Source organism: Bradyrhizobium sp. Ses1, assembly GCF_059512365.1.
The window spans coordinates 1-23,339 of the sequence record NZ_JCAMOQ010000079.1 but is presented as its reverse complement, the minus strand read 5'-3'; the positions used below and the strand labels follow the sequence as shown (position 1 = coordinate 23,339).

The 23,339-nt window shown below is 63.9% G+C and carries 28 protein-coding genes and 1 riboswitch; of the genes, 11 read left to right on the top strand and 17 right to left on the bottom strand.

What is annotated here, in order from left to right:
• Nucleotides 1–255: 255 nt before the first annotated feature.
• Genes AC5ZG5_RS43000 through AC5ZG5_RS42990 form a run of 3 tightly spaced genes read right to left on the bottom strand, consistent with a single transcriptional unit; the run spans nucleotide 256 to nucleotide 2,945 of the window.
• Complete coding sequence (locus AC5ZG5_RS43000; RefSeq protein WP_130229529.1) at nucleotides 256–1,641, bottom strand: ATP-binding protein; 1,386 nt, start codon at nucleotides 1,639–1,641, stop codon at nucleotides 256–258.
• A 12-nt stretch (nucleotides 1,642–1,653) separates the two neighbouring features.
• Nucleotides 1,654–2,349 (bottom strand): response regulator, encoded by a 696-nt coding sequence (locus AC5ZG5_RS42995; protein ID WP_035690117.1) that lies wholly within the window; start codon nucleotides 2,347–2,349, stop codon nucleotides 1,654–1,656.
• Nucleotides 2,350–2,390: 41 nt separating this feature from the next.
• The gene (locus AC5ZG5_RS42990) at nucleotides 2,391–2,945 is read right to left on the bottom strand and encodes a MarR family winged helix-turn-helix transcriptional regulator (RefSeq protein ID WP_028163906.1); all 555 of its coding nucleotides are present in this window, start codon (nucleotides 2,943–2,945) and stop codon (nucleotides 2,391–2,393) included.
• Nucleotides 2,946–3,271: 326 nt separating this feature from the next.
• On the opposite strand from AC5ZG5_RS42990, the gene AC5ZG5_RS42985 reads away from it, so the two are divergent.
• The 3 genes from AC5ZG5_RS42985 (at nucleotide 3,272) to AC5ZG5_RS42975 (ending at nucleotide 6,259) form a co-directional block, all read left to right on the top strand.
• Entirely contained in the window at nucleotides 3,272–4,351 is a 1,080-nt protein-coding gene (locus AC5ZG5_RS42985) for a branched-chain amino acid aminotransferase (protein WP_456646685.1), read from the top strand.
• 73 nt (nucleotides 4,352–4,424) lie between these two features.
• Nucleotides 4,425–5,939 carry a histidine--tRNA ligase gene (gene hisS / locus AC5ZG5_RS42980; RefSeq protein WP_456646684.1) on the top strand — a complete coding sequence of 505 codons (1,515 nt, stop codon included), beginning with the start codon at nucleotides 4,425–4,427 and terminating at the stop codon, nucleotides 5,937–5,939.
• Between the two features lie 116 nt (nucleotides 5,940–6,055).
• Nucleotides 6,056–6,259, top strand: a complete 204-nt coding sequence (locus tag AC5ZG5_RS42975; protein ID WP_028163903.1) for a tautomerase family protein — start codon at nucleotides 6,056–6,058, stop codon at nucleotides 6,257–6,259.
• Nucleotides 6,260–6,400: 141 nt separating this feature from the next.
• Here AC5ZG5_RS42975 and proC read toward each other — a convergent pair whose 3' ends face one another.
• Complete coding sequence (gene proC / locus AC5ZG5_RS42970) at nucleotides 6,401–7,234, bottom strand: pyrroline-5-carboxylate reductase (RefSeq protein ID WP_456646683.1); 834 nt, start codon at nucleotides 7,232–7,234, stop codon at nucleotides 6,401–6,403.
• Between the two features lie 173 nt (nucleotides 7,235–7,407).
• A complete protein-coding gene (locus AC5ZG5_RS42965; RefSeq protein ID WP_028163901.1) occupies nucleotides 7,408–7,905 on the bottom strand; it encodes a type III secretion system chaperone family protein in 498 nt (165 codons plus the stop codon).
• A gap of 430 nt (nucleotides 7,906–8,335) precedes the next feature.
• Nucleotides 8,336–8,487, top strand: a riboswitch (FMN riboswitch).
• 75 nt (nucleotides 8,488–8,562) lie between these two features.
• On the opposite strand from AC5ZG5_RS42965, the gene AC5ZG5_RS42960 reads away from it, so the two are divergent.
• Nucleotides 8,563–9,150 (top strand): 6,7-dimethyl-8-ribityllumazine synthase, encoded by a 588-nt coding sequence (locus AC5ZG5_RS42960; protein WP_028163900.1) that lies wholly within the window; start codon nucleotides 8,563–8,565, stop codon nucleotides 9,148–9,150.
• A gap of 163 nt (nucleotides 9,151–9,313) precedes the next feature.
• Here AC5ZG5_RS42960 and AC5ZG5_RS42955 read toward each other — a convergent pair whose 3' ends face one another.
• The 6 genes from AC5ZG5_RS42955 to AC5ZG5_RS42930 all read right to left on the bottom strand — a co-directional run bounded on the left by AC5ZG5_RS42955 (nucleotide 9,314) and on the right by AC5ZG5_RS42930 (nucleotide 14,652).
• Nucleotides 9,314–10,267, bottom strand: coding sequence for a ribose-phosphate pyrophosphokinase (locus tag AC5ZG5_RS42955; protein WP_028163899.1), 954 nt, complete (start codon nucleotides 10,265–10,267; stop codon nucleotides 9,314–9,316).
• Between the two features lie 167 nt (nucleotides 10,268–10,434).
• On the bottom strand, nucleotides 10,435–11,046 hold the full coding sequence (locus AC5ZG5_RS42950; protein ID WP_051396707.1) for a hypothetical protein: 612 nt from the start codon (nucleotides 11,044–11,046) through the stop codon (nucleotides 10,435–10,437).
• Between the two features lie 123 nt (nucleotides 11,047–11,169).
• Nucleotides 11,170–11,937 carry a peptidoglycan editing factor PgeF gene (gene pgeF, locus AC5ZG5_RS42945; RefSeq protein ID WP_456646682.1) on the bottom strand — a complete coding sequence of 256 codons (768 nt, stop codon included), beginning with the start codon at nucleotides 11,935–11,937 and terminating at the stop codon, nucleotides 11,170–11,172.
• Nucleotides 11,934–13,055, bottom strand: coding sequence for a class I SAM-dependent methyltransferase (locus AC5ZG5_RS42940; protein ID WP_456646681.1), 1,122 nt, complete (start codon nucleotides 13,053–13,055; stop codon nucleotides 11,934–11,936). Before AC5ZG5_RS42940 ends, pgeF begins: the two co-directional genes overlap by 4 nt.
• 8 nt (nucleotides 13,056–13,063) lie before the next feature.
• A complete protein-coding gene (lgt, locus tag AC5ZG5_RS42935; RefSeq protein ID WP_130230661.1) occupies nucleotides 13,064–13,906 on the bottom strand; it encodes a prolipoprotein diacylglyceryl transferase in 843 nt (280 codons plus the stop codon).
• An 11-nt stretch (nucleotides 13,907–13,917) separates the two neighbouring features.
• Nucleotides 13,918–14,652, bottom strand: coding sequence for a dienelactone hydrolase family protein (locus AC5ZG5_RS42930; protein ID WP_456646680.1), 735 nt, complete (start codon nucleotides 14,650–14,652; stop codon nucleotides 13,918–13,920).
• 163 nt (nucleotides 14,653–14,815) lie between these two features.
• Here AC5ZG5_RS42930 and AC5ZG5_RS42925 point away from each other — a divergent pair, with 163 nt between their 5' ends.
• The 4 genes from AC5ZG5_RS42925 (at nucleotide 14,816) to ychF (ending at nucleotide 17,955) form a co-directional block, all read left to right on the top strand.
• Nucleotides 14,816–15,079, top strand: coding sequence for an accessory factor UbiK family protein (locus AC5ZG5_RS42925; protein WP_130230665.1), 264 nt, complete (start codon nucleotides 14,816–14,818; stop codon nucleotides 15,077–15,079).
• Between the two features lie 365 nt (nucleotides 15,080–15,444).
• Nucleotides 15,445–16,155: a 50S ribosomal protein L25/general stress protein Ctc gene (locus tag AC5ZG5_RS42920; protein ID WP_456646679.1), complete on the top strand. Its 711-nt coding sequence runs from the start codon at nucleotides 15,445–15,447 to the stop codon at nucleotides 16,153–16,155.
• A gap of 27 nt (nucleotides 16,156–16,182) precedes the next feature.
• The gene (gene pth, locus AC5ZG5_RS42915) at nucleotides 16,183–16,788 is read left to right on the top strand and encodes an aminoacyl-tRNA hydrolase (RefSeq protein WP_130231213.1); all 606 of its coding nucleotides are present in this window, start codon (nucleotides 16,183–16,185) and stop codon (nucleotides 16,786–16,788) included.
• A 69-nt stretch (nucleotides 16,789–16,857) separates the two neighbouring features.
• Nucleotides 16,858–17,955, top strand: coding sequence for a redox-regulated ATPase YchF (ychF, locus tag AC5ZG5_RS42910; protein ID WP_130231215.1), 1,098 nt, complete (start codon nucleotides 16,858–16,860; stop codon nucleotides 17,953–17,955).
• Here the strand turns inward: ychF and AC5ZG5_RS42905 are convergent, their stop codons facing one another.
• On the bottom strand, nucleotides 17,956–18,255 hold the full coding sequence (locus AC5ZG5_RS42905; RefSeq protein WP_028163889.1) for a DUF4282 domain-containing protein: 300 nt from the start codon (nucleotides 18,253–18,255) through the stop codon (nucleotides 17,956–17,958). It lies immediately after the preceding gene.
• A 208-nt stretch (nucleotides 18,256–18,463) separates the two neighbouring features.
• Here AC5ZG5_RS42905 and AC5ZG5_RS42900 point away from each other — a divergent pair, with 208 nt between their 5' ends.
• From AC5ZG5_RS42900 to AC5ZG5_RS42890, 3 genes are all read left to right on the top strand, one after another.
• The gene (locus tag AC5ZG5_RS42900; protein WP_028163888.1) at nucleotides 18,464–18,925 is read left to right on the top strand and encodes a MaoC family dehydratase; all 462 of its coding nucleotides are present in this window, start codon (nucleotides 18,464–18,466) and stop codon (nucleotides 18,923–18,925) included.
• A 5-nt stretch (nucleotides 18,926–18,930) separates the two neighbouring features.
• Nucleotides 18,931–19,410 carry a MaoC family dehydratase gene (locus AC5ZG5_RS42895; RefSeq protein ID WP_456646678.1) on the top strand — a complete coding sequence of 160 codons (480 nt, stop codon included), beginning with the start codon at nucleotides 18,931–18,933 and terminating at the stop codon, nucleotides 19,408–19,410.
• 141 nt (nucleotides 19,411–19,551) lie between these two features.
• Nucleotides 19,552–19,695 (top strand): hypothetical protein, encoded by a 144-nt coding sequence (locus tag AC5ZG5_RS42890; RefSeq protein WP_028163886.1) that lies wholly within the window; start codon nucleotides 19,552–19,554, stop codon nucleotides 19,693–19,695.
• 40 nt (nucleotides 19,696–19,735) lie between these two features.
• Here AC5ZG5_RS42890 and AC5ZG5_RS42885 read toward each other — a convergent pair whose 3' ends face one another.
• The 5 genes from AC5ZG5_RS42885 to AC5ZG5_RS42865 all read right to left on the bottom strand — a co-directional run bounded on the left by AC5ZG5_RS42885 (nucleotide 19,736) and on the right by AC5ZG5_RS42865 (nucleotide 22,759).
• Nucleotides 19,736–19,873 (bottom strand): hypothetical protein, encoded by a 138-nt coding sequence (locus tag AC5ZG5_RS42885; protein WP_165435628.1) that lies wholly within the window; start codon nucleotides 19,871–19,873, stop codon nucleotides 19,736–19,738.
• Between the two features lie 235 nt (nucleotides 19,874–20,108).
• Nucleotides 20,109–20,537 carry a hypothetical protein gene (locus AC5ZG5_RS42880; RefSeq protein ID WP_028163885.1) on the bottom strand — a complete coding sequence of 143 codons (429 nt, stop codon included), beginning with the start codon at nucleotides 20,535–20,537 and terminating at the stop codon, nucleotides 20,109–20,111.
• 156 nt (nucleotides 20,538–20,693) lie between these two features.
• Nucleotides 20,694–21,626, bottom strand: coding sequence for a hypothetical protein (locus AC5ZG5_RS42875; protein ID WP_456646677.1), 933 nt, complete (start codon nucleotides 21,624–21,626; stop codon nucleotides 20,694–20,696).
• A 228-nt stretch (nucleotides 21,627–21,854) separates the two neighbouring features.
• On the bottom strand, nucleotides 21,855–22,295 hold the full coding sequence (locus tag AC5ZG5_RS42870) for a nuclear transport factor 2 family protein (protein ID WP_028163883.1): 441 nt from the start codon (nucleotides 22,293–22,295) through the stop codon (nucleotides 21,855–21,857).
• Between the two features lie 197 nt (nucleotides 22,296–22,492).
• Entirely contained in the window at nucleotides 22,493–22,759 is a 267-nt protein-coding gene (locus tag AC5ZG5_RS42865) for a hypothetical protein (protein WP_456646676.1), read from the bottom strand.
• Nucleotides 22,760–23,339: the final 580 nt, after the last annotated feature.

Below are 23,339 nucleotides of genomic sequence, written 5' to 3'. Positions count from 1 at the left end.
CAAAGTCCTTCTCGCAAAAGAACTTTCGCTGATTCGCGCCCCGATGCGCCTCAACACCGTGAGAAATGCGGGCTAGCTCAGCCTTGTGATGCCAATTGTTGCGCCCTCTCCCCTTGTGGGAGAGGGCTGCTTAGCTACTTGCAGCGGGCTCGCTTGGGTGAGGGGTTCTCTCCACGAACACCACCGCCCGTGGAAAGAATCCCTCATCCGGCGCTCCGCGCCACCTTCTCCCACAAGGGGAGAAGGGAAGAATTGTTACACCGGCACTCTCACCGTCGCACGCAGGCCGCCCATCGGGCTGTCGCCGAGCATGATGTCGCCGCCATGCGAGCGGGCGATGTCGCGGGCGATGGCCAGTCCGAGGCCGGTGCCGCCCTCGTCCTGATTGCGGGCGTCGTCGAGCCGTAGGAATGGCTTGAACACCTCCTCGCGCATATCAGCCGGAATGCCCGGGCCGTCGTCATCGACGGTGACCGTGAGATAGCGGTGGTCGCGGTGGCCGGTGATCGAGATCGTGTTGGCGTGCCGCGCCGCATTGGAGACGAGATTGCCGAGGCAGCGCTTGAACGAGGCCGGCTTCACCGTCACGACAGGCAATCCGTGGAAGGCGACGGTCGCGGTATGGCCGTGGCGTTCGGCATCGTTGCGCAATTCCTCCAGCGCCATCGTCATGTCGGTCGGCTGTGCGACCTCGCCGGAGTCGCCGCGGGCGAAGGCGAGATAGTCCTCGAGCATCATCGACATCTCGTCGACGTCCTTGCGCATGGCGTCGATCTCGGGGCCTTCGCCGAGCAGCGCGAGCTCCAGCTTGAAGCGGGTCAGGATGGTGCGCAGATCGTGCGAGACGCCGGCGAGCATCGCGGTGCGCTGCTCGATCGTGCGCTCGATGCGCGCCTTCATCTCCAGGAAGGCGTGCGCCGCACGCCGCACCTCGCGCGCGCCGCGCGGCCGGAAATTCGGTGCCTCCCGGCCCTTGCCGAAGCTTTCGGCGGCGTCCGCCAAACGCAGGATCGGCTTGATCTGGTTGCGCAGGAACAGCACCGCGACGATCAAAAGGATCGTGGAGGTGCCGAGCATCCAGAAGATGAAGATTTCCGAATTCGATGCATAGGCGGCGCTGCGCAGCGCGAAGATGCGCATGATCGCGTCGTCGAGTTGCACGCGGATCTCGACCAGGTTGGACCTGCCGACGGTGTCGATCCAGAACGGACGGCCGATCTGGCGGCCGAGTTGCACCGACAGCGACTGGTCGAGCAGCGAAAAGAATGGCTTTGGCCCGGGTGGCGGCATGTCGCCGGGAGGCAGGAAATCGACCACGAGCTGGAGCCGCTGCGCGATCCGGCGCACCTGCGCGCGGTCCTTGTCCTGCGGATAGGTCTTGTAGACGTCGATGAGGGCGGCGATGTCCTGCACCACAGCGGTGGAGAGGCGGCGCGTCACCGTGTTCCAGTGCCGTTCCATGAACACGAAGGCCACCACGGTCTGCAGCACCACCATCGGCACGATCATGATCAGCAGCGCGCGGGCATAGAGGCCGGTCGGCATCCAGCTCTTGAACGCGTTTCCCATCCGGCCATTGGCTCTGGAGACGCGCTGCGAGGCGTTGCGGATCAGGCTCAGGCCCGTGTCGATCGTGCTCATGGCGGATAAGGCTTAAGGCGAGGCCACCAGGCGATAGCCGATGCCGCGCACCGCCTGCAGGAACAAGGGATTGGCGGGATCGCGCTCGATCTTGCGGCGCAGGCGGTTGATCTGGACGTCGACGGCGCGCTCGTTGACGGTGCCGCCTCCGGTCAGCGCGCCGCGCGGCACGGTTTCGCCGGGGCTCGCGGCGAGGATGCGCAGCATGTCCCGCTCGCGGTCGGTCAGATGGATGATCTCCTCGCCCTGGCGCAATTCGCCGCGGTCGAGATGGAAGACGTAGGGGCCGAAGGCGATCTGCTCCAGCGTCTGCGCTGGCGGCGGCGCCGTGCGCTTGAGGATGTTGCCGATCCGCAGCACCAGTTCGCGCGGCTCGAACGGCTTTGCCACATAGTCGTCGGCGCCGATCTGCAGGCCCTCGATGCGTGCTTCCGCCTCGTGGCGCGCGGTGAGCATGATGATCGGCACCGACGAGGACGAACGGATGAAGCGCGCGAGATCGAAGCCGTTCTCGCCGGGCATCATCACATCAAGGATCAGCAGGTCGAAATTGAGCCCGAGCAGTTTGGCACGCGCGTCGCTGGCGCTCATGGCGGTCGTGACGCGGTAGCCTTCGCCGCAGAGGAAGCGCGAGAGAAGATCGCGGATGCGGCGGTCGTCATCGACCAGCAGCAGGTGCGGCGCGTCGTCGGCCGGTTTCATCGGCATGCGTGCCGTCGCCGCGGCGATGGTTGCTCCCTGCGTCACGTTCACTCCCTCGTCTTCTTGGCCGCGCCGCCGAAAATCGTCTCCAGCACCTTGTCGGGGTCGTCGCGGTCGATCATCGCACGGAGGAACGCCCGCACGGTCTCGACGCCGCCGGGATCGAGGCCGGCGACCGCACGGTTGATGCGGTCGGTCTGCAGTCCCGCCAGCTTGGCCACCAGCGCTTCGCCCTTGGCGGTGGCGTAAAGCAGCCGCTGCCGCCGGTCATTGCTGCCGGTCTTCTGCAGGATGTAGCCTTCGTCGAGCAATTGCTTCAGCACGCGGCCGAGCGATTGCTTGGTGATGCGCAGGACGTCGAGAAGGTCGGCGACCTTGAGCCCGGGATAGCGCGTGACGAAGTGCATCACCCGATGGTGGGCGCGGCCGAAGCCGAACGCCTCCAGCTCCTGATCGGCATCGCCGACGAAGTCGCGATAGGCGAAGAACAGGAGCTCGATGATGTCCCAGCGCAAATCGCCCGTCCGCGGCCCGGGGGCGGATACGTCCGTTCCCGGAGAATCGGGCTGCGCTGCTGCCGTTGAGAAATTTATGTCAGCCATATTGACGTATCTTGGGTTCAATGTTACAAAACTGCCAGTCACGACGAAATTTTAAATCGTTTCGTCCCTGGCAAAGTTTAGATCGGCCACGAGCAGACCAGTGATGGAGGCTTGGGCCGCAAATTGGGACTACCGTGTGATTGTCGAGCGGCATTTCGACAAAACATACTGGACTTCAGCATCCGGCAAAAGCATGTCCTTTCGGACATGAGGGCCATGGAAACCGGCCGTAAGGCTGGCGGTGAAGTCCAGGCCGACGAAGCCAGTTGGGCCCGGCGAGACCGGCGCCAGCAATCGCGCGGATTCCGACAGCGGGAAGCAAGGGTATGAGTTTGAAATTCGAAATCCAGCCTGCGGCGAATGCGACCTCCGACAAGGAGCGCGCGGCAAGGCTCGTGGACCCGGGCTTCGGCCGGATTTTCACCGATCACATGGCTATCGTTCGCTACAATCAGGCGAAGGGCTGGCATGGCGCGCGCGTCGAATCCCGCGCGAATTTCCGGCTCGATCCGGCCGCCGCCGTCATGCACTACGCGCAGGAGATTTTCGAAGGCCTCAAGGCCTACAAGCGCGACGATGGTGGCGTGAACCTGTTCCGCCCCGACGCCAATGCCCGCCGCTTCTGGAATTCGGCTGAGCGCATGGCCATGGCGCCGCTGCCCGAGCCCGTGTTCATCGAAGCGGTCGAACAGCTCGTGCGCATCGACCGCGCCTGGATTCCAGGCGGCGAGGGTAGTCTCTATCTGCGGCCCTTCATGATCGCGAGCGAGGTCTTCCTCGGCGTGAAGCCATCAGCGGAGTACATCTTCGCCGTCATCGCCTCGCCGGTCGGCTCCTATTTCAAGGGCGGGCCCGCGCCGGTGTCGATCTGGGTGTCGGAGCACTACACGCGCGCTGCGATCGGCGGCACCGGCGCCGTCAAGTGCGGCGGCAATTACGCCGCGAGCCTGCGGGCGCAGGCCGAGGCCATCGAGCACGGCTGCGATCAGGTGGTTTTCCTCGATGCGATCGAGCGCCGCTATATCGAGGAACTCGGCGGCATGAACGTTTTCTTCGTGTTCGACGACGGTTCGCTGCTGACGCCGCCGCTCGGCACGATCCTGCCGGGTATCACCAGGGATTCGATCATCGCGCTCGCGAAGGATGCCGGCACGCCCGTGCGCGAGGAGACCTACACGATCGACCAGTGGCGCGCGGATGCCGCCAGCGGAAAGCTGAAAGAGGCCTTCGCCTGCGGCACGGCCGCCGTCATCTCGCCGATCGGCAAGGTGTGTTCCACGAAGGGCGAGTTTCTCATCAATGGCGGTGCGGCCGGCCCTGTCGCCATGGGGCTGCGCAAGCAACTGGTCGACATCCAGTATGGTCGCGCGGCCGATCCGCACAACTGGATCAGAAAGGTGCTGTGACCGGCGGCGGAATTATTCCGCCGCTTCGGCGTGACGGTTGCCGCATTCTCCATCCGCTGGTAAACGCGCGCCCATGGCCGACAAACCCAAAAAACCGCAGAAGCTGAAGGCGCGCTTGCCGCGCGGACTGGAAGATCGCGGCCCGACCGCGATCGCCGCGACGCGCCGCATGACCGAGACCATCCGCGAAGTGTTCGAGCGCTACGGGTTCGAGCCGGTGGAAACGCCGGCGATGGAATATACCGACGCGCTCGGAAAATTCCTGCCGGATCAGGATCGCCCCAACGAGGGCGTGTTCTCGTTCCAGGACGATGACGAGCAGTGGATCTCGCTGCGCTACGACCTGACCGCGCCGCTTGCCCGCTACGTCGCCGAGAATTTCGATCACCTGCCGAAGCCGTATCGCAGCTACCGCGCCGGCTACGTCTTCCGCAACGAGAAGCCGGGCCCCGGCCGCTTCCGCCAGTTCATGCAGTTCGATGCGGATACGGTGGGCTCGGGCTCGCCGGCCGCTGACGCCGAAATGTGCATGATGGCGGCGGACACGATGGAGGCGCTGGGCATTCCGCGCGGCAGCTACGTCGTGAAGGTCAATAACCGCAAGGTGCTTGACGGGGTGCTAGAAGCGATTGGCCTCGGCGGCGAAGACAATGCGGGCCGACGGCTCACGGTGCTGCGCGCGATCGACAAACTCGACAAGTTTCCCGCCGACGAAGTGCGCAAGTTGCTCGGTCCCGGACGCTGGGATGGCGGCGAGGAAGGCAAGGGCGACTTCACGAAAGGCGCCGACCTCAACTCGGCGGATGCTCATGTTGTCCTGAGCGTCACGGAAAAACGCGAAGATTGGAAAGAATCGATTGCAGCGGCGGACATCTATTTGGCCAAAAGTGAGATCGGCCAAGCTGGCGTCAGTGAACTCGAAGAGATCGCCAAGTTAGTCACGGCATCTGGCTACGGATCGGATCGCATCCGCATCGATCCCTCCGTCGTGCGCGGCCTCGAATATTACACGGGTCCCGTTTACGAAGTAGAACTGCTCCTCGAAACGAAGGACGAGAAAGGCCGTCCTGTTCGCTTTGGCTCCGTCGGCGGCGGCGGTCGTTACGATGGCCTCGTCTCGCGCTTCCGCGGCGAGCCGGTGCCGGCGACGGGATTTTCCATCGGCGTGTCGCGGCTGCAGGCGGCGCTGACGCTGCTTGGCAAGCTCGACACGCGGCCGCAATTCGGGCCCGTCGTGGTGACGGTGTTCGATCGCGAGCGGGTCGCGGATTATCAAAAGATGGTCGCGCAGTTGCGTAGCGCCAACATCCGCGCCGAGCTCTATCTTGGCAACCCCAAGAACATGGGCAACCAGCTCAAATATGCCGACCGCCGCAATTCGCCTTGCGTCATCATCCAGGGCTCCGATGAAAAGGCGCGTGGCGAGGTGCAGATCAAGGACCTCATCGAAGGCGCCAAGGCCGCCGCGGCGATCGCGTCGAACCAGGAATGGCGCGAGACCCGGCCGGCGCAGTTCTCCTGCGCGGAAGCTGACCTCGTCGCGAAGGTCCGCGAAGTGCTGGCGCGGCATGACGTGAGGTGGGGATAGGTGAATTCGTCATACGCGGGCTTGACCCGCGTATCCATCTTCAAAATGATGGATTGCCGGGTCAAGCCCGGCAATGACGGTCGGGCGAGTGAACGACAACAAAGGGAGCGCTAAGAATGCCTGAGATCACCGTGAACATGGCTGCCGGCCGCACCGAAGAGCAGAAGAAGGGCATGATGCTCGACATCACCCAGGCGCTGGTCAAGAATCTCGGCGTCGACGCCGAAGCCGTCGTGATCCAGATCAATGAGGCGCCGCTCACCCACAAGATGAAGGGCGGCAAGACCTTTGTTGAGCGCGCCGCCGCGGCGAAGAAGTAGTCAAGAAAAGTAGGGTGGGCAAAGGCGCACTTGCGCCGTGCCCACCATCAAGCACTCCGCTCGTAATGGTGGGCACGCGGAGCCTGTCATCGGGCGCGCGTTCGCGCGACCCGTTGGCTTTGCCCACCCTGCAGAGCTTGGCTACTTCGCCAGCTCCCTCGAGCGCTTGGCTGCGGCTGCGATCGCGCGGATCATCAGTGGACGCAGTCCGTCACTAGCCATCAGCACGTCCAGTGCGGCGGCGGTGGTGCCGCCGGGCGAGGTGACGTTCTGACGCAGCGTTGCCGCCGGCAAGTCCGAGCGATGCAACAATTCGCCGGAGCCCGCGACGGTCGCGCGCGCCAGCTTGGTGGCGAGGTCTTCCGGCAATCCGGCCTCAACGCCGGCACGCGCGAGCTCTTCGGCGAGCAGGAACACGTAGGCCGGGCCGGAGCCGGAGACCGCGGTCACGGCGTCGATCAGGCCCTCGTCGTCGACCCATTCCACCGCGCCGGTCGCGCGTAGCAGCGCGTCCGCGGTCGCGCGCTGCGCGGCACCGACGCTGTTCGCGGCGACTGCGACCGTGATGCCGCGGCCGATCGAGGCCGGCGTGTTCGGCATCGCCCGCACCGCCGCGCCGCCGCAGACTTCTTCAAGCGAGGCGATGGTGGTTCCGGCCATGATCGAGACCACAAGCGTCGATGGCGCGACCAGCGACTTGAGGGCGACGCCGGCATCCCGGAACAATTGCGGCTTGACCGCGACCACCAGCGTATCGACCTTGCCCGCGTCTTTGGGATTGAGACGGACGCCCTTGGCGGCGAGCGCACTGATCTCGGCCGAAGGCTGCGGGTCGATCACGGCGAGGCGCGAGGCATCGAGGCCTCCGGCGAGCCAGCCGGTCAGCATCGCCCCGCCCATCTTGCCTGCGCCGGCCAGCGCGATGGTGCCGGTGATGTCTTGCAAAGCGTTGCTGTTACTCAAGGGCGCCACCATGATCGTCGTCCCGGCGAAGGCCGGGACCCATAACCACAGTCGGTTCTAGTGAGGTGCAGAACGCGCGACAAGCACGAACCGTCATTGCCCGGGCTTGACCCGGCAATCCATCAAGCCAAAGATCCTTTGCAGATGGATGCCCGGGTCAAGCCCGGGCATGACGAGTGGGGAGCCTAAGCCTCGCCCTCGGTGTCGAACATCGCGGCGTTCATCGCCTCCTGGGCGGTCTTGCCGGCCCACACCACGAACTGCAATGCCGGGTAGTAGCGCTCGCAGGCATGGATGGCGCCGACCAGCATGCTCTCGCATTGCGCGGTCGATGCGTTCAATCCGCCGGGCAGCACCAGCGCCTGGCGGTGCATGATCATGCCGGTGTGGGTCCACAGATCGAAATGGCCGATCCACAATTGCTCGTTGATGGCGGCGATCAGCCGCTGCGCTTCGGGGCGGCGCGCCGGCGGAATCTTCATGTCGAAGGCGCAGGCCAGATGCAGAGCCTCGATCTCGCTCATCCAGGTGAAGGAGAGCTGATAGTCGGTCCAGTCGCCTTTGGAGACGATCGTGACCTCGTCGCCAGCGCGCTCGAACGCCCAGTTGTTATCGGCCGCAATGTCTTCGACCACCGCAAGCGGATGGTTTTCGGAATCGATTATGCCTTCGAGGAGGGACATGCCGTCTCGACCCTTGTTCTTCTGACTTTCTTGGTACGCATCCGGAAGGCCGGCCTGCACCAGATAACGCATGGTTGCCGACTGCAGGCCCCCGTGGCCTTCCCGATCGCTCCGAGGCTTGCCAGGATGAAGTGATGTGATTTGCGGAATCCGCGCAACCGGGCCCCGAGTCCGTCCACAGCCAAAGGCGCGCTCGTCCACAGCTCATCTCCGCCACAATTATTAACGCGAGAACAAACCGGAATCGGATTTGCGCGATCGTCGCAATCGTTAACGCGCGCGCCGCGCGTTTCGGCTCAGCGAAGCGGTCGCCAGGTCGTCAAGGCTCGCGTCGGGCACATGGGGAACATGCCGATTCGCCATGCCAAGGCGCTTGCCGTGTCCCTCGGTTTGGCAATAGCTTTGGGGTAGGTCGTCCATTCCGGGCGGCCGATGTTCTCAGGGCGGGGTGAAAGTCCCCACCGGCGGTAAGGGCCCGATGGCCTGAGCCCGCGAGCGCCTTTCTCCCCCCAGGAGGAAGGGTCAGCAGATTCGGTGCAATTCCGAAGCCGACGGTCAAAGTCCGGATGAAAGAGAACGGTTGCGGCAGCCTCGCCATCGCGCGTGGCTAGAGTCGTTTTCCGTATGCCCTGATTCTGGTCCTGAAAGAGGAAAGCCATGAATCAGATGTTGCAAGAAGCCGAAGTTCAAACTCCCGAAGCCGAGGAAGTCCAGTCGCCCGCGGATGCCACGCCGGCAACGCCAGAGCCTCCGCCGGCGCCCACGCATCCGCGGTTCGCCAAGCCGCAGCGGGTTGCATTCGTGCAATCGTCCTGGCACCGCGACGTCGTGGAGGAATGTCGCATCGCCTTCCTCGCCGAGATGGAGGCGCGCCATGTCACCAATATCGACGTGTTCGAGGTGCCGGGCTCGTTCGAGATCCCGCTGCACGCGCAGATCCTGGCCAAGACGCGCCGTTACACGGCGATCGTCGCGGCAGGCCTCGTCGTCGACGGCGGCATCTACCGCCACGAGTTCGTCGCCGACACCGTCATCAAGGCGCTGATGGACGTGCAGTTGCGCACTGAGGTGCCGGTGTTCTCGGCCGTGCTGACGCCGCAGCAGTTCCACGAGACGGAGGTGCATTTCGATTTCTTCCGCAAGCATTTCGCCATCAAGGGCGTCGAGGTCGCCGAAGCCTGCGCCAACACCCTGCACAGCCTCGAGCGTCTGCGCGGCCAGGTCGCCGCGGGGATCGTGGGGTAACGAACACCGTCATTCCGGGATGCGCGCGAAGCACGCAGGCCCGGAATCCATTTGACCGCGCGTTCCGCGGTGGGACGGATTCCGGGCTCGCGCGGAGCCTGTCATCGGGCCGCGCTTTGCGCGGACCCGGTGGCGCGCCCCGGAATGACGATGCAGATGAATGTCAGTCGAACAGGCTCGACACCGACTCTTCGGCGGCGGTGCGGGCGATGGCCTCGGAGATCAGGCCGGCGATCGAGAGGGTGCGGATGTTGGCGGAGTTTCTCACGGCCTCGGTCGGCAGGATCGAGTCGGTGATGACGAGCTCTTTCAGCTTGGACGAGGCGATGCGGGCCGCGGCGCCGCCGGACAAGACGCCATGGGTGATATAGGCGAACACTTCCTTGGCGCCGTTGGCGATCAGGGCATCGGCCGCATTCACCAGCGTACCGCCGGAATCCACGATGTCGTCGACAAGGATGCAGGTGTAGCCGGCGACATCGCCGATCACGTTCATCACTTCGGACTCGCCCGGCCGCTCACGACGCTTGTCGATGATCGCCAGCGGCGTATTGATGCGCTTTGCGAGGCCGCGTGCGCGCACCACGCCGCCGACGTCGGGCGACACCACCATCACATTGCTCAGCGCGAAGCGTTCGCGGATGTCGCGCACCATCACCGGCGAGGCGAAGAGATTGTCGGTCGGGATATCGAAGAAGCCCTGGATCTGCATGGCATGCAGGTCGAGTGTCATGACGCGGTCGGCGCCGGCATGGGTGATCAGGTTGGCGACCAGCTTCGCCGAGATCGGGGTGCGCGAGCCCGATTTGCGATCCTGCCGCGCATAGCCGAAATAGGGCACGACCGCCGTGATCCGGCGGGCGGAAGCCCGGCGCAGCGCGTCGGTGATGATCAGAAGTTCCATCAGGTGGTCGTTGGCGGGAAACGAGGTCGACTGCAGGATGAAGACGTCGGAGCCGCGGACGTTTTCCTGGATCTCGACGAAGATCTCCATATCGGCGAAGCGCCGGACCACCGCTTTGGTCAAGGACATCCCGAGCCCATCGGCGATCTCTTGCGCCAGCACGGGATTGGAATTGCCAGCTACCAGCTTGATCGCGCCGTTCTTGGCCGACATGGACGGTTCTCCCCGAGGTTTGCTCGATACCATGTCCAACATCTCAAGTACCTACAGAACCGGCGGGTTTCGATGCGCGACGAGATATCAGGCGAGGCAGGCAGCGGCAACCCGTCACACCCGTTATCCCGGCGAAAAAATGACAGGTTTTTGACTATCCCGAACGTTTAGTTAGCGCTGTAGCCGAGCGCGACGACGCCGGATTCTTCCGGTTCAGGCGCGCTTGCGACCGCAGGTCCCTGCCGGCTGGGCGCCGAGGCCGGTGCAGGCGCATCGGTCGGGCCACCATTGATCATGCTGCTGAGCCCGCTCAGGCCCGCTTGTGCGATCTTGCGCAGGACCAGGTCGTCCGCGGCAGCCCAGGCGTCACGGCCGGTCTTGCCGGCTGGTTCTTCGCCGGAGAGGCGCAGGGCGCGCTGCTGGTTGGCGTCATAGACGTCCCAGACCCAGGCGATGGCGGTCTTGCCGCGCACGACCTGCGCCGAGAGATAGCCGCGCACGCGGTAGGCGGCCGCGCCCTCGCGCGAGACGATTGCGATGTCGCGGAGTTTGGCTTCACTGTCCAGCACACCCACCATGCGGTCGAACACCTGCGGCGGCGGGCCGTCGATCGATTCGAATGCGATTGTCGGTCCACTGGCGCTGTTTCCGGCCATGGCATAGGCGTTGCTCGCCGCGCCACCATTGGCGCAGCCGCCGAGCGCACAGGCTGCCATCAGCAACGTTGCGGCCACCGCGGCGCGCGCAATTCGGGAAAGGGTGACGATGGTGTCGCTCATCATCACCCCGATATCGTTAAAATACGTTAAGGTCTAGGGCAGTGAAGCCACGGCGCCAGTTCGATAGATTCCGGGCGGTGATCGAAATTTTCTTTGAAGTTTAAGCACTTCCCCTGGAAGCGGTTATTTCTCCAGGGCGATGGCGTGAACGTGCCGGCCATAATCGCGCTCTTTCCGATGCACCGAGCGTCGGTAACTATAAAAGCGTTCGTCAGAATAGGTATCGATCCCGATGTCGTCGATCATCAGGATACCGGCGTTCTCCAGCCGCATCCGGATGTAGCCGCCGAGGTCGAACATCGCGTGCCCTTCGCGTTCACCGGGCAGGAAGAACAGGGCGTTGTCCGCATCGGCCTCCAGAAAACGCGCCACGAATTCGGGCCCCACTTCATAGGAGTGCTGGCGGATCAAAGGCCCGATCGCGGTGACGATGCCGCTGCGGTCGGCGCCGAGCTTCTCCATCGCCTCGACGGTCGATTCCAGCACGCCGGTCAGCGCGCCCTTCCAGCCGGCATGCGCCGCGCCGATCACGCGCGCATTGGGATCGACAAACAGGATCGGGCCGCAATCGGCCGCGGTGACGCCGAGCGCAAGGTTCTCCGTGCGGGTGACAATGGCGTCGGCTTTCGGCCGCGCATCGCTCGCCCACGGTGTGGTGGCGACCACGACGTCGGGGGAATGCACCTGATAGAGCGTCAGCAGGCGGTCGGGCCCGACCCCCAAGCGCTCCGCCATGCGCCGGCGGTTTTCCGTGACATTATCGGCAGCGTCATTGGAGCCGATGCCGCCATTGAGGCCGGCATAGATGCCCTCGGACACGCCGCCTTCGCGCGAGAAAAAGGCATGGCGCAGGCCGGGAATGGCTGAGAGCAGCGGGGAGGCCAGGGTCATGAACGTTCCGCGTCGTTTGGGTGATCGCTCAGGCCCGCGATCGAGGTGAGCTCCGGGTGGGAGATCGCCATTGCCTTGAACATCGAGCCCATGCCGCCGCGGCCGCTGTCGGTCAATCGTTTCAGTGCGCCGGCGATCTCGGCGCCGATCTCGGGCGTGGCCTTTGCCATCAATCCCGCGGCGCGCGCCTCGATGCCGAGGCGCTTCAGGAATTCACCCTGCGTCACCGGGCCGTGGACGCGTGCGCCGACGTCTTCGGCGGCGCGTGCCAGCGCCTGGAAATCGACATGGGCGGTGACGTCGGCCTGGCCTGGATTCTTCAGCGGATCGGAAAAGCTGTGGCGGGCGATGGCCTGGAAGGTGTCGCCGGCGTCGCTGCGCATGTGGCCATAATCGATGATCAACGCCGCGCCGTCCTGGTCGCGCACGCGGCGGGCGAGCTTCATGATCTCGGTGTCGGGCCGCCATTCGAACACGGCACCTAAGGGAGCTGCGCGCACCAGCGGCGGCAGCAGCACGTCGAAACGCGGCATCGGCTCCGGCGCGGTGCCGAATGCGAGCTTGCCACTGCTGTCGAGCTCGATCACGCGTTCGTGCCAGCCGTTCTCGTGCCGCACCACCTGGTGGATCGGCAGCACGTCGAAATATTCGTTGGTGAGGATCACCGCCGGACCCTCGGGCACCTCGTCGATGCTCTCGTGCCAGGTGATGTCGCGGACGTTGCCCAAGGTTGCGCGCTGCTTCTCGCGCAGCACCGGATTGATCTCGACCAGATGGACGCTGAGCGACTGATAGAGCGGCGGCAGCACCCGCAGCGCCCGCAACGCGTCCGCCATCATAGTGCCGCGGCCGGGGCCGATCTCGATGAGCCGCAGCGAGTCAGGCGAGCCGATCGCGCGCCAGATCGACGCTGACCACAGGCCCAGCAGCTCGCCGAACATCTGGCTGACTTCGGGCGCGGTGGTGAAATCGCCCTCACGGCCCAGCGGATCGCGCGACACGTAATAGCCGTGCTGGGGATGCATCAGGCATAGTTCCATGTAGCGCCAGACCGGCATCGGGCCGGATGATTTGATCAGTTTCTTGATCTCGGACAGCAGCGGCGAAACTTCGGTCACATCCAGCCTTAAATCGAATTCGGCACCGGCTGTGGCGCCCTGCGGCGCCAAGCCATCACAACCATGATACTGCCGACAATAACCATCGGCACCGACAACAGCATTCCCATGGTTGGACCGCCCCACAGGAATCCGAGCTGCGGGTCGGGCTCGCGGAAGTGTTCGCCGATGATGCGGGCGATGCCGTAGATCAAAATGAAGCTGCCGAGCACGAGGCCGGGCCGCTTCAACGCACCCATCCGGATCATCACCGCCAGGATCGTGAACAGGAGGATGCCCTCGAGCCCGGCTTCATAAAGCTGGCTCGGATGCCGCGGCAGCGGTCCGCCGTTGGGAAACACCATCGCCCAGGGCAGGCTCGGATCGGCGGGCCGGCCCCACAATTCGCTGTTGATGAAATTGGCGAGCCGGCCGAGGAACAAGCCAATCGGCGCCACCGCGGTGGTTAAGTCGCCGAGCGATAGGATCGGGATGCGATTCCGGCGCGCAAACCACATCACTGCGACGACGCAGCCGAGAAAGCCGCCATGGAACGACATGCCGCCCTTCCAAAGCTCGAAGATCTCAGCGGGATGCTGGATGAAAAACGGCAGGTTGTAGAACAGCACATAGCCGGTGCGGCCGCCGACGATGATGCCGAGGGTGACCCAGAGGATGAAGTCGTCCATCTGGGTCAGCGTGATCGGCGCGGGACCGCCCCACAATTTTTCGTTCTTGATCATCTGCCGCGCGTAGATCCAGCCGATCACGATGCCGCAGATGTAGGCGAGTGCGTACCAGCGGATCGCGATCGGTCCGATCGAGATGGCGATCGGATTGAACACGGGGAAATCGATCAAGAGGAAGGGCATCGCGCCTCGGGCTATGCGGAAAGATTGCGGCGATAGAGCGCCAGCAGACGCTCCCAGTGCCGCTCGGCGGCGTCGCGGTGATAGACCGGGCGCTTCGGGAAGGCGAAGCCGTGATGGGTGGCGGGATAGATCTCGACCTCGTTGTTCGATCCCTTCATGCCGGCCTGCACTTTTTCGATGATCTCCATCGGCGCGTAGATGTCGGTCTCGGCGCAGGCGAAATAGAGCTCGGCCTTGGTCTTCTCGGCTGCCAGATGCGGGCTGTCGGGCTGGTCGGTCGCCAGATGCGTGCCGTAGACCGAGGCGGCGGCCCTCACGCGATCGGGGAAATGCGTCGCTGCGTTGATCGCGTAGCGCCCGCTCATGCAATAGCCGACGGTGCCGACGAGGCGCGTATTCGCGGCGGCCTCGCCCTCGGCATAGGCGAGCAGGGCCTTGGTGTCTTCCATCACCATGGGGATGTTGATCGAGTGCATCAATTCGAACATGCGCTTGCGCTCGGGCGATTCCGGGTCGGGATTGATCGGCCCGAGCTCCATGACGCCGGCGCGGTAATAGAGGTTCGGCAGCATCACATAGTAACCGGACGTCCCGAGCCGGCGCGCCATATCGCGCAGCTCCTCGCGGATCGCCGGCGCATCCATGTAGAAAATGATCACCGGAAACGGTCCGCCGCGCTCGGGATGGGTGATGAAAGTGGTGATCTTGCCGTCTTTGGTCGGAATATCGATCTGCTGGTCGATCATGGGCGCTTCTTCGGTTTGCGATTCTCTACTCCTGCGCGGCGAATACGATTGCAAGGAAAACGGAGCATGACAAGGCGAGCGGCATCATGGGTCATTTGCGGCCTTGAACCCCGCGCCTTTGATTGCCATTGTCTTGGTCGCCCAAGGGAGTGCGGAGAGTTAGATGACCCAGACCACGAACCGTTTTTTTGACGAGATCGGCCGCCTCATGAACGACGCCGCCGGGGCCGCCCAGGGCGTCAAGCGCGAAGTCGACTCGGTCATGCGCAACCAGGCCGAACGCGTCCTGCGCGACCTCGATGTCGTCCGGCGCGAGGAGTTCGAGGCGGTGAAGGACATGGCCCGCCTGGCGCGCGAGGAAAACGAGGTGCTGAAGGCGCGGATCGCAGCCCTGGAGGCCAAGCTCGGGATCGCGCCGAGCACGTGAAGGCGGACGGGTAGGGCCGTTTCCCACGCACTCTACCGTGATGCCCGGGCTTGCCCGTCTTCGCTATCGCTTCGCCGGACTGACATTAGAGTGCCCGGCGAAGCCTCGGCGGAGTCGGGTCCCGGGCATCAACGTTATTTCTTCCTGTCGACCGAAGGGCGTGGATGGCCGGGACAAGCCCGGCCATGACGAGCTAGGAGGCGTATCGCTTCCCAGATCGCCAGCCATTTTCCTTGTCATTTCGGCCCTTTGGAGCTAAAAGCCCGCGACGTCCGCAGCCCCCGCACCCCTGGAGGCTTGCTGCGGGACGCGAAACGGGGCCGCGATGCGGCCTTTAACTTTTTGCAAAACAAGGACTTAGACTGATGGCGACCGTCAAGGAATTGAAGGCGACCGCACGTCCGAAGAGCGGCAAGGGGGCCGCCCGGGCTGAGCGTCGCGCCGGGAAAGTTCCCGGAGTGATCTATGGTGACAACAAGCCCCCGCTGACCATCTCGGTCGACGACCGCGAGCTGCGCCAGCGCATCCTCGCAGGCCGCTTCCTGACGACGCTGTTCGACATCGATCTCGACGGCAAGAAGCACCGCGTGATTCCGCGCGACTATCACCTCGACCCGGTGAAGGACTTCCCGCTGCATGTCGACTTCATGCGGCTCGGCGAAGGCGCGACCATCCGCGTCAGCGTTCCGCTGCATGTCATCAACGCGGAAACGGCGCCCGGCGTGAAGCGCGGTGGAACCGTCAACATCGTCACCCACACAATCGACCTCGAATGCTCGGTCGAAAACATTCCGCAGTACATCGATGCCGATGTCGGCGCGCTGGAAATCAGCTATTCGCTGCATCTGTCCGACATCAAGCTGCCGAAGGGCGTGAAGGCGCTGTCGCGCGAGGACGCCACGCTGGTGACCATCGTGCCGCCGTCCGGCTACGCCGAAGAGCAGAAGGCGGCGGCAGGTGCGGCCCCGGCGGCAGGCGCTGCGGCTCCGGCTGCAGGTGCGGCTGCTCCGGCGGCGGGTGCTACGGCTCCAGCGGCGGGTGCCAAGGCACCGGCCGGTGGCGACAAGAAGAAGTGATAGCGCGCCAGCGCGGGATGCCGCGTCATGCGACTCTTTGTTGGTCTCGGTAATCCCGGCGCGAAATACGCTGATAACCGGCACAACATCGGCTTCATGGCCGTCGAAGAGATTGCGCGGCGTCATGGTTTCGCACCATGGCGCCGCCGCTTTCAGGGCGAGACATCCGAAGGCCTGCTCGGTCACGAGAAGGTCCTGCTGCTGAAGCCGACCACCTACATGAACGAGTCCGGGCGCGCGGTGCAGGAAGCGCAGAATTTCTTCAAGCTTCCGGCGGGCGACATCACTGTGTTCCAGGACGAGCTCGAGCTGCCGGCGGCGAAGGTGCGCGTCAAGGTCGGCGGCGGCATCGCCGGGCACAACGGCTTGCGCTCGATCTCCGCGCATATCGGCAACGACTATCGCCGGGTCCGGCTCGGGATCGGTCATCCCGGGATCAAGGAACTCGTGCACAGTCACGTGCTGTCGGATTTCGCCAAGGGCGACTGGCCGTGGGTCGATGCGCTCTGCGAGGCGGTCGCCGACAATGCCGGCCTGCTGGCCGCGGGACAGGACTCGTCGTTCCAGAACAAGGTGCATCTGACGATGCAGGCAAAGGGCTTTTTCGACAGCAAGGAAGAGGGCGGAAAGTAACGCTCGTCATCGAGGGCGACCTCAGTCAATTCAGCCGCTGCACATTCGCGCGGGAGATCGGAAAGTACGATGGGATTCAAATGCGGGATCGTCGGGCTGCCCAATGTCGGCAAGTCGACGCTGTTCAATGCGCTGACGGAGACGGCCGCTGCACAAGCGGCCAACTATCCGTTCTGCACCATCGAGCCGAATGTCGGCGAGGTCGCCGTCCCCGATCCGCGGCTCGACAAGCTCGCGGCTGTGGCAAAGTCGGCGCAGATCATTCCGACCCGGCTGACCTTTGTCGACATCGCCGGACTGGTCCGCGGCGCTTCCAAGGGGGAAGGGCTCGGCAACCAGTTCCTCGCCAACATCCGTGAGGTCGATGCGATCGCGCATGTGGTGCGCTGCTTCGAGGATTCCGACATCACCCATGTCGAGGGCAAGATCGCGCCGCTGGCCGATATCGAGACCATCGAAACCGAATTGATGCTCGCCGATCTCGACAGCCTCGAGAAGCGTGTCGATAACCTGACCAAGAAGGCCAAGGGCAACGACAAGGACGCCAAGGAACAGCTCGATCTCGTCAACCGCACGCTGGTGCTGCTCCGTGAGGGCAGGCCCGCGCGTGCGCTCGAGCGCAAGGTGGAAGAGGAGCGCGCCTTCCGCATGCTCGGGCTTCTGAGTTCCAAGCCGGTGCTCTATGTCTGCAATGTCGAGGAGAGCTCGGCCAAGGATGGCAACAGCTTCTCAAAGCAGGTGTTCGCGCACGCGAAGCAGGAGGGCGCGGTCGCCGTCGTGATCTCCGCCAAGATCGAATCCGAGATCGCGACGCTGTCACGCGAGGAGCGCACGGAATTCCTGGACACGCTCGGGCTCGAGGAAGCCGGCCTGGACCGCCTGATCCGCGCCGGCTACGAGTTGCTCCATCTCATCACCTATTTCACGGTGGGGCCGAAGGAAGCGCGCGCCTGGACCATCGATCGCGGCACCAAGGCGCCGCAGGCGGCCGGCGTGATCCATACCGATTTCGAGAAGGGCTTTATCCGCGCTGAGACCATCGCCTATGACGACTACGTCGCGCTCGGCGGCGAAGCCGGCGCCCGCGACGCCGGCAAGCTGCGCCTGGAAGGCAAGGACTACGTCGTCGCCGACGGCGACGTGATGCATTTCAGGTTCAATACCTGATCACCGCATTCCGCCCTGGCCCTGATCGCGGATCGCGCCAAGATGCTCGTTGATGCGGAACACGATCAGGATGAATTCGGCGACGATGCGCGAGAGCACGATGCCGACCACGATGCTGGTGAGCGAGGCGAGCAGCAGGATGAAGCCGCCGAACGGGCTGATCGCCATTGCGGCCAGGCTCCAGAGGATTCCGTAAATGCCGAACAGCACGATCACGCCGATGACTAGCCAGTAGAACGTCTTGATGATCGTGGGGGTGATGAAGCGGTCCCACTGAAACAGGTCTTGAAAATCGAACATCGGTGGATTCTCCCGGCCAATCGATCTTGAGTCGCGCGCAAGCAGGGCTAGCTCCGAACCTCAGTCCGGGCAAGTCGGGGGGCGGTACGCAAGGACGATGCTCCCCCGCTATGGTGGTCCCCCTTGAAAGCAAGCCATGCGGGCGGGCGGGTTGAGATTGCCGCAAATAACGGCCACAATCAGGCCCCTCTCTCCTGAAATCCCCAACATGACCACGCTCACTTTCGAAGACTTCAACATCGGCCATTTCGGCACCTTCGGGCCGCGCCACGTCACGCGCGAGGAGATACTGGCCTTTGCCGCCGAGTTCGATCCACAGCCGATGCATCTCGACGAAGAGGCGGCGAAACGATCGATGCTCAAGGGCCTGTCCGGCTCGGGCTGGCATCTCGGCTCGCTGACGATGCGGATGCTGGCCGACGGCTTTATCTGCCGCACGGCCTCGCTCGGCTCACCCGGCGTCAACGAGATGCGCTGGCTGTCGCCACTGCGCCCGGGCGACGATTTGACGCTGGATGTCGAGGTGGTGGAAGCGCGGGTCTCGCAGAGCCGACCTTCGACCGGCATCGTGACGTTCAAGTGCACGGTGCGCAATGCGGCCGGCGTGATGTTGTGCGAGATGGAGTCGCCGATCATCATCGGTCGGCGCGCGGAAGCGGTGACGGGGTAGCATCGATGCGCTTCTTCGAGGACATTGAGATCGGCGCGCGGCGCGAGCTCGGCTCGTTCACCTTCACCGCCGAGGACATCAAGCGCTTCGCGGCGCAGTTCGATCCGCAGCGCTTTCACCTCGACGAGGAGGAAGGGCGAAAGTCGCTGTTCGGCGGACTGGCAGCGTCGGGCTGGCACGTCGCCTCCGTCTGCATGAAGCTCCTGGTGGCCGACGGCAAGCGGCTGGCGCAGGAGATGGCGGCGCGCGGACAGGAGGCCGCGGTGTGGGGGCCGTCGCCCGGCTTTCGCGAGCTGCGCTGGATCAAGCCGGTCTTGGCCGGGGACACCATCAGCTACGCCAATGTGGTCGAGACCAAGCGCACCTCCGAGAAGCGTCCCGAATGGGGCATCCTGCAGGGCCGCAACAGCGGCACCAACCAGCGCGGCGAGCTCGTGTTCTCGTTCCTGGCCACCGCCTTCGTTCCGCGCCGCAAGGCGGGCTGAAACCCAGCCGGCGCGTTTACGGGAACCTTGCCGCGCTCTTTAACCGTATTCGACGAATTCCGGATACGATCTATTTGCTAACCCATTTTGAACTTTCTGCCGGCCATATCAGACGCAAGGGTAAGCACCGTGGGGACGACTATGGCAGATCGTGTCGGACTGAAAGTTCTGGGCGCAATTTTCGCGACCATCACGGTTGCGGTGATGCTGACCACCGGCATGGTGGTGAAGGGCTATGCCGACGGCGCCTTCACGCTCGAGGGCAGCGCGATCGTCCGGCGCTGATCTTCAGTCTCTGCTAACCATCAGCGGCCATCGCGCGGCGTCAGCGGCTCCAGATCAACACCATCACCACGGTCGCCGCGATCAAGAGTCCGACGAAGCGGAGCATGATGGTGCCGACACTGTGCGGCGATTGCCGCAGCGGGATGGGATCGGTGTTGTCGGGCCGAACGCTTTGCATCAGTGCTGTTTTCCCCAAGAAACGGCGTGCCAAAGCGGCAGCATCCGTCGCGGCGTGATCCAGATTCACGCTCAGTCAAAAATCATCAGGCTCTAAGTTCGAGCATGATCTTTTCCCGATCACGCTCAGGCGCGCGTTGCGCTTTTATCTTTCAAATCATTTTAGTCAAATAGAAACCGCCGCATCCTCCGCATGGGTGATGCGGCGGTCATGAACTCTCAAGCAATCGCCGAGACTAGCTGTTGCGCAGCCCGTCGGCAGCGCGCTTCCACTGCGTGACGTTGTCGGCGATCATGCGAGTCGACTTCATCGCGGCCTGGCTGAGCTGGGCATAGCCCGAGATCTCGCGCTGGACGCGCTGGCCTTCGGCATGCAGGAGGTCGCGCAGGCTTTCGAGCTCGGAGATCAACTTCTCGATCTCCGCGAGCGACGTGCCGGCGACGCGCTGGATCAGCGAGTTGACATTGTTCACGGTGGCCTCGGTGTTGGGCTCGAGTGGTTCCGTGTTCACCTGCGGCTGCGGCGACCGGCGCAGATAGGCGATATCGTTGCGCACGAATTCGCGGATGCCGGCCTCGACGTCCGAGACGGCGGCGAGGTTGTTGTCGACTTCCGTCCCTTCTACTTCTGTTTCAACTTGCTCGGAACGATTGGTGGCGTTCATCGGCTATTCCTCTGTTACGCAATGACGCGAGCGCGGAAGTCCCCCCGCCGCACGACGACGTGAAGGGGCAACCATAGGCGCCCGATTTTGACCGCATCTAGGCCAAGTTGCGGCAATGGTTCGATCATTCCTTAAGGGATTGCGACCGCGGCTGCCTCACCAGCTCCGCTTGAACCCGGCCGTTAGGCTCTTGTTAACCGGGCCCTGGGCGCTTTCGCCGATCGAGCCGGAGATGGTGACGCCGTCGAACAGCTTCTGCTCCGCGCCGATCCGGTGCAGCCATTTGTCGTCGCCGGTCGCGAGCGTCTGGCCCGCGATGAAGCTGGTTCCACTGCTGTTGATGCTCAGCCTGGCCGATTGATCGGCCTCATAGCTCCGCGAGGGATGGCTGACGATGCCGGGCACCGGCACCACGCCCTGCTGGATCAGGTTGTAGCCGTTCTGCAGCGTCAGCGAATACTGGTCGGCGAGCGGCACCGATTTGCTGATTGAGGTCCCGAACCGGGTTTGGTCGCTACCGGGATCGACTCGGGCCTCGACCGAGGTCTTGTCCCAGATCGAGGCAACGCCCGGCGCGGTGATCGCGGCCCAGGCGGTGCCGGAGGATTGCGGCAGGCTGCCGCCATTGGCGAGCCGTTCCGACAGCAACTCGGAATTGGTCAGCGTGCCCTGGCGCGCGACCGTCATGTCGGCGCCGATCCGCGTGTCCCAGAACGGCGAGATCGATTGCTTGACCGAGACCGCGGACGTGCCGTTCGCGTTGTTGTTCGACGACCATGCGGCATCACTGCCATCCGCCTTCTTCGGCGCGGCGGCCTTCTTCGGCGTCAGCACGGTGTCGGAAGGCGAGGCATCGGCGCTGAGCAGGCTCCAGTCGAGCTTGTCCACGTCGACGTCCTTCATCACGTCGGCGTTATTTGTCTCGGGCTCGGACGCAGCCTCCTCGGCGGCCGGCGTCTCATCGTGGATACTGCTCCAAGGAGAAATTTGCGGCGACGTCTGCGCCATCGCCGGCAGCACCATCGCGATGCCAAGGCCCGCAGCCAGCATCGGCAACCACGCCCAGCCAGATCGTTGTTTGGAAGTCATTCCCGCAGCCCGCATTCCAGCCAGAGCGATACGTTATGGTAGCGTAAAATTATGACGGCGACATCGTTGTCCGACGTGACAGCATGTAGCACGGATCGGATCGTCGTGGCCGGGCACAAGAGCGTGAAGGTGTCAGCTGATGTCCCGGCCATCCACGCCTTCCCGGGGCTGGCGAAGGAAGGCATTTGGATACCCGAGAGCGCCCGGGTACGACGAAACCGGGGGTGACTATTGCGCCGCTGCGATCCGCGGCAGGTGGATCGGATAGCCGACGGTCTGCTCGACCAGGTCGAAGCTGTCGACCAGCACGCGCAAGCGGGTCAGCAGGCCGCCACGGAATTGCGCGAAATGCGCGATCCGCACCGCGATCGGCTTGTTCGAATCCTGCGCAGTCAGCGAATAGCGCATCATCGATGCCGCGGAATCGACTCCAAGCATGATGGACTCGCGCTCGAAGCGGCGGACCCGGAAGTTCTCACCGATCTGCCTGATCACCTCGAGCGCGGCGGGCTTGCCGTGGCGCGCACCGAAGAAAGAAAATAGATCGATCGGTCCATAGATCGCCCATTCGACGTCCTCGTCGAGCAGGGCGGCAATATCCGCGAATTGGCGTTCGTTGATCGCGCGGTGAAACGCGCGCGAAAAACGCCAGAGACTATGCTCTGTCATTCATCGTCTTCCCGAATCTGGATTGCAAATCAGCAACGGCAAAAGGGCGTCCGCACCGACGCCGCGCCAGGTTGCTGCACCTCAAATTTCGCCGTCTCAAATAGAGCGACCGTGCCAGAACGCAATTGTTATTTTTGCATTGCACAAATGCAGACTTTTTTGCGGGATTTTGCCTGAATCCGCCGACCGCGGCCCCGTCAGCGGTCGCGACGGGCTACATGCTCGTGCTCGATTGCGACCTCGGCGTCGCGGATCGCGAGCACGGCGAACAGCAGCGCGCCGCCAATGCCGCCGATCACAGCGCCCAGCGGCATGAAGGTGAAGAACACCAGCGCGCCGCCATTGCCTTCAAAATTCGAGGTTTTGAAGATTCCGATCCAGGCAAGTCCGGCACTGATGCCGAGCGCGGCGCCGCTGAGCGCCCCGAATGCCAGACCCAAGAGCGCCAGCAACGCGATTTTCATGATGTCTTGTCAGCCCCGTTGTCCGCAGCATGCCGAGTAGTTGGTCACGCAAGCGCCGGCGAGGTTCAACCTGACGGGGAATTGATGGAGAACGTTGTTCCGTCGTTTGTCACTCGCCCGCTCGCCGAGTTGCTCGGCGCTTTCACGTCTCACTCCGCTGTCGTCCTGTCGAAAGACGGGACCCATAACCACAGGGGGCTGTTGTAGCGCGAGCAAGCGGTTGCAGCGGAGCACGCGACAAGCGCCTGTGGTTATGGGTCCTGGCCTTCGCCAGGACGACGGGGGAGGTTCTGATTCAATTGTCAAACAGCTCTCCGCTGTCATCGGCCGGCTTGACCGGACGATCCAGTATTCCAGAGGCGGTCGTGCTTGAGCCGAGACGCCGCGGGGTACTGGATGCCCGCCTGCGCGGGCATGACGGTGGAGTGTGAGGAGAGGATGTGAGTCCGCGTTCTCGCGGCATGGATTGCCCGAGCTTTGCTTCACTTTCCACCCTCATCGAACAGAGGGCGCAGGGAAAGCCGGGTGCTGGTTGCACCCATGGGTCCCGTGCAACAAAAAGCACGGGGGTAGGACCACA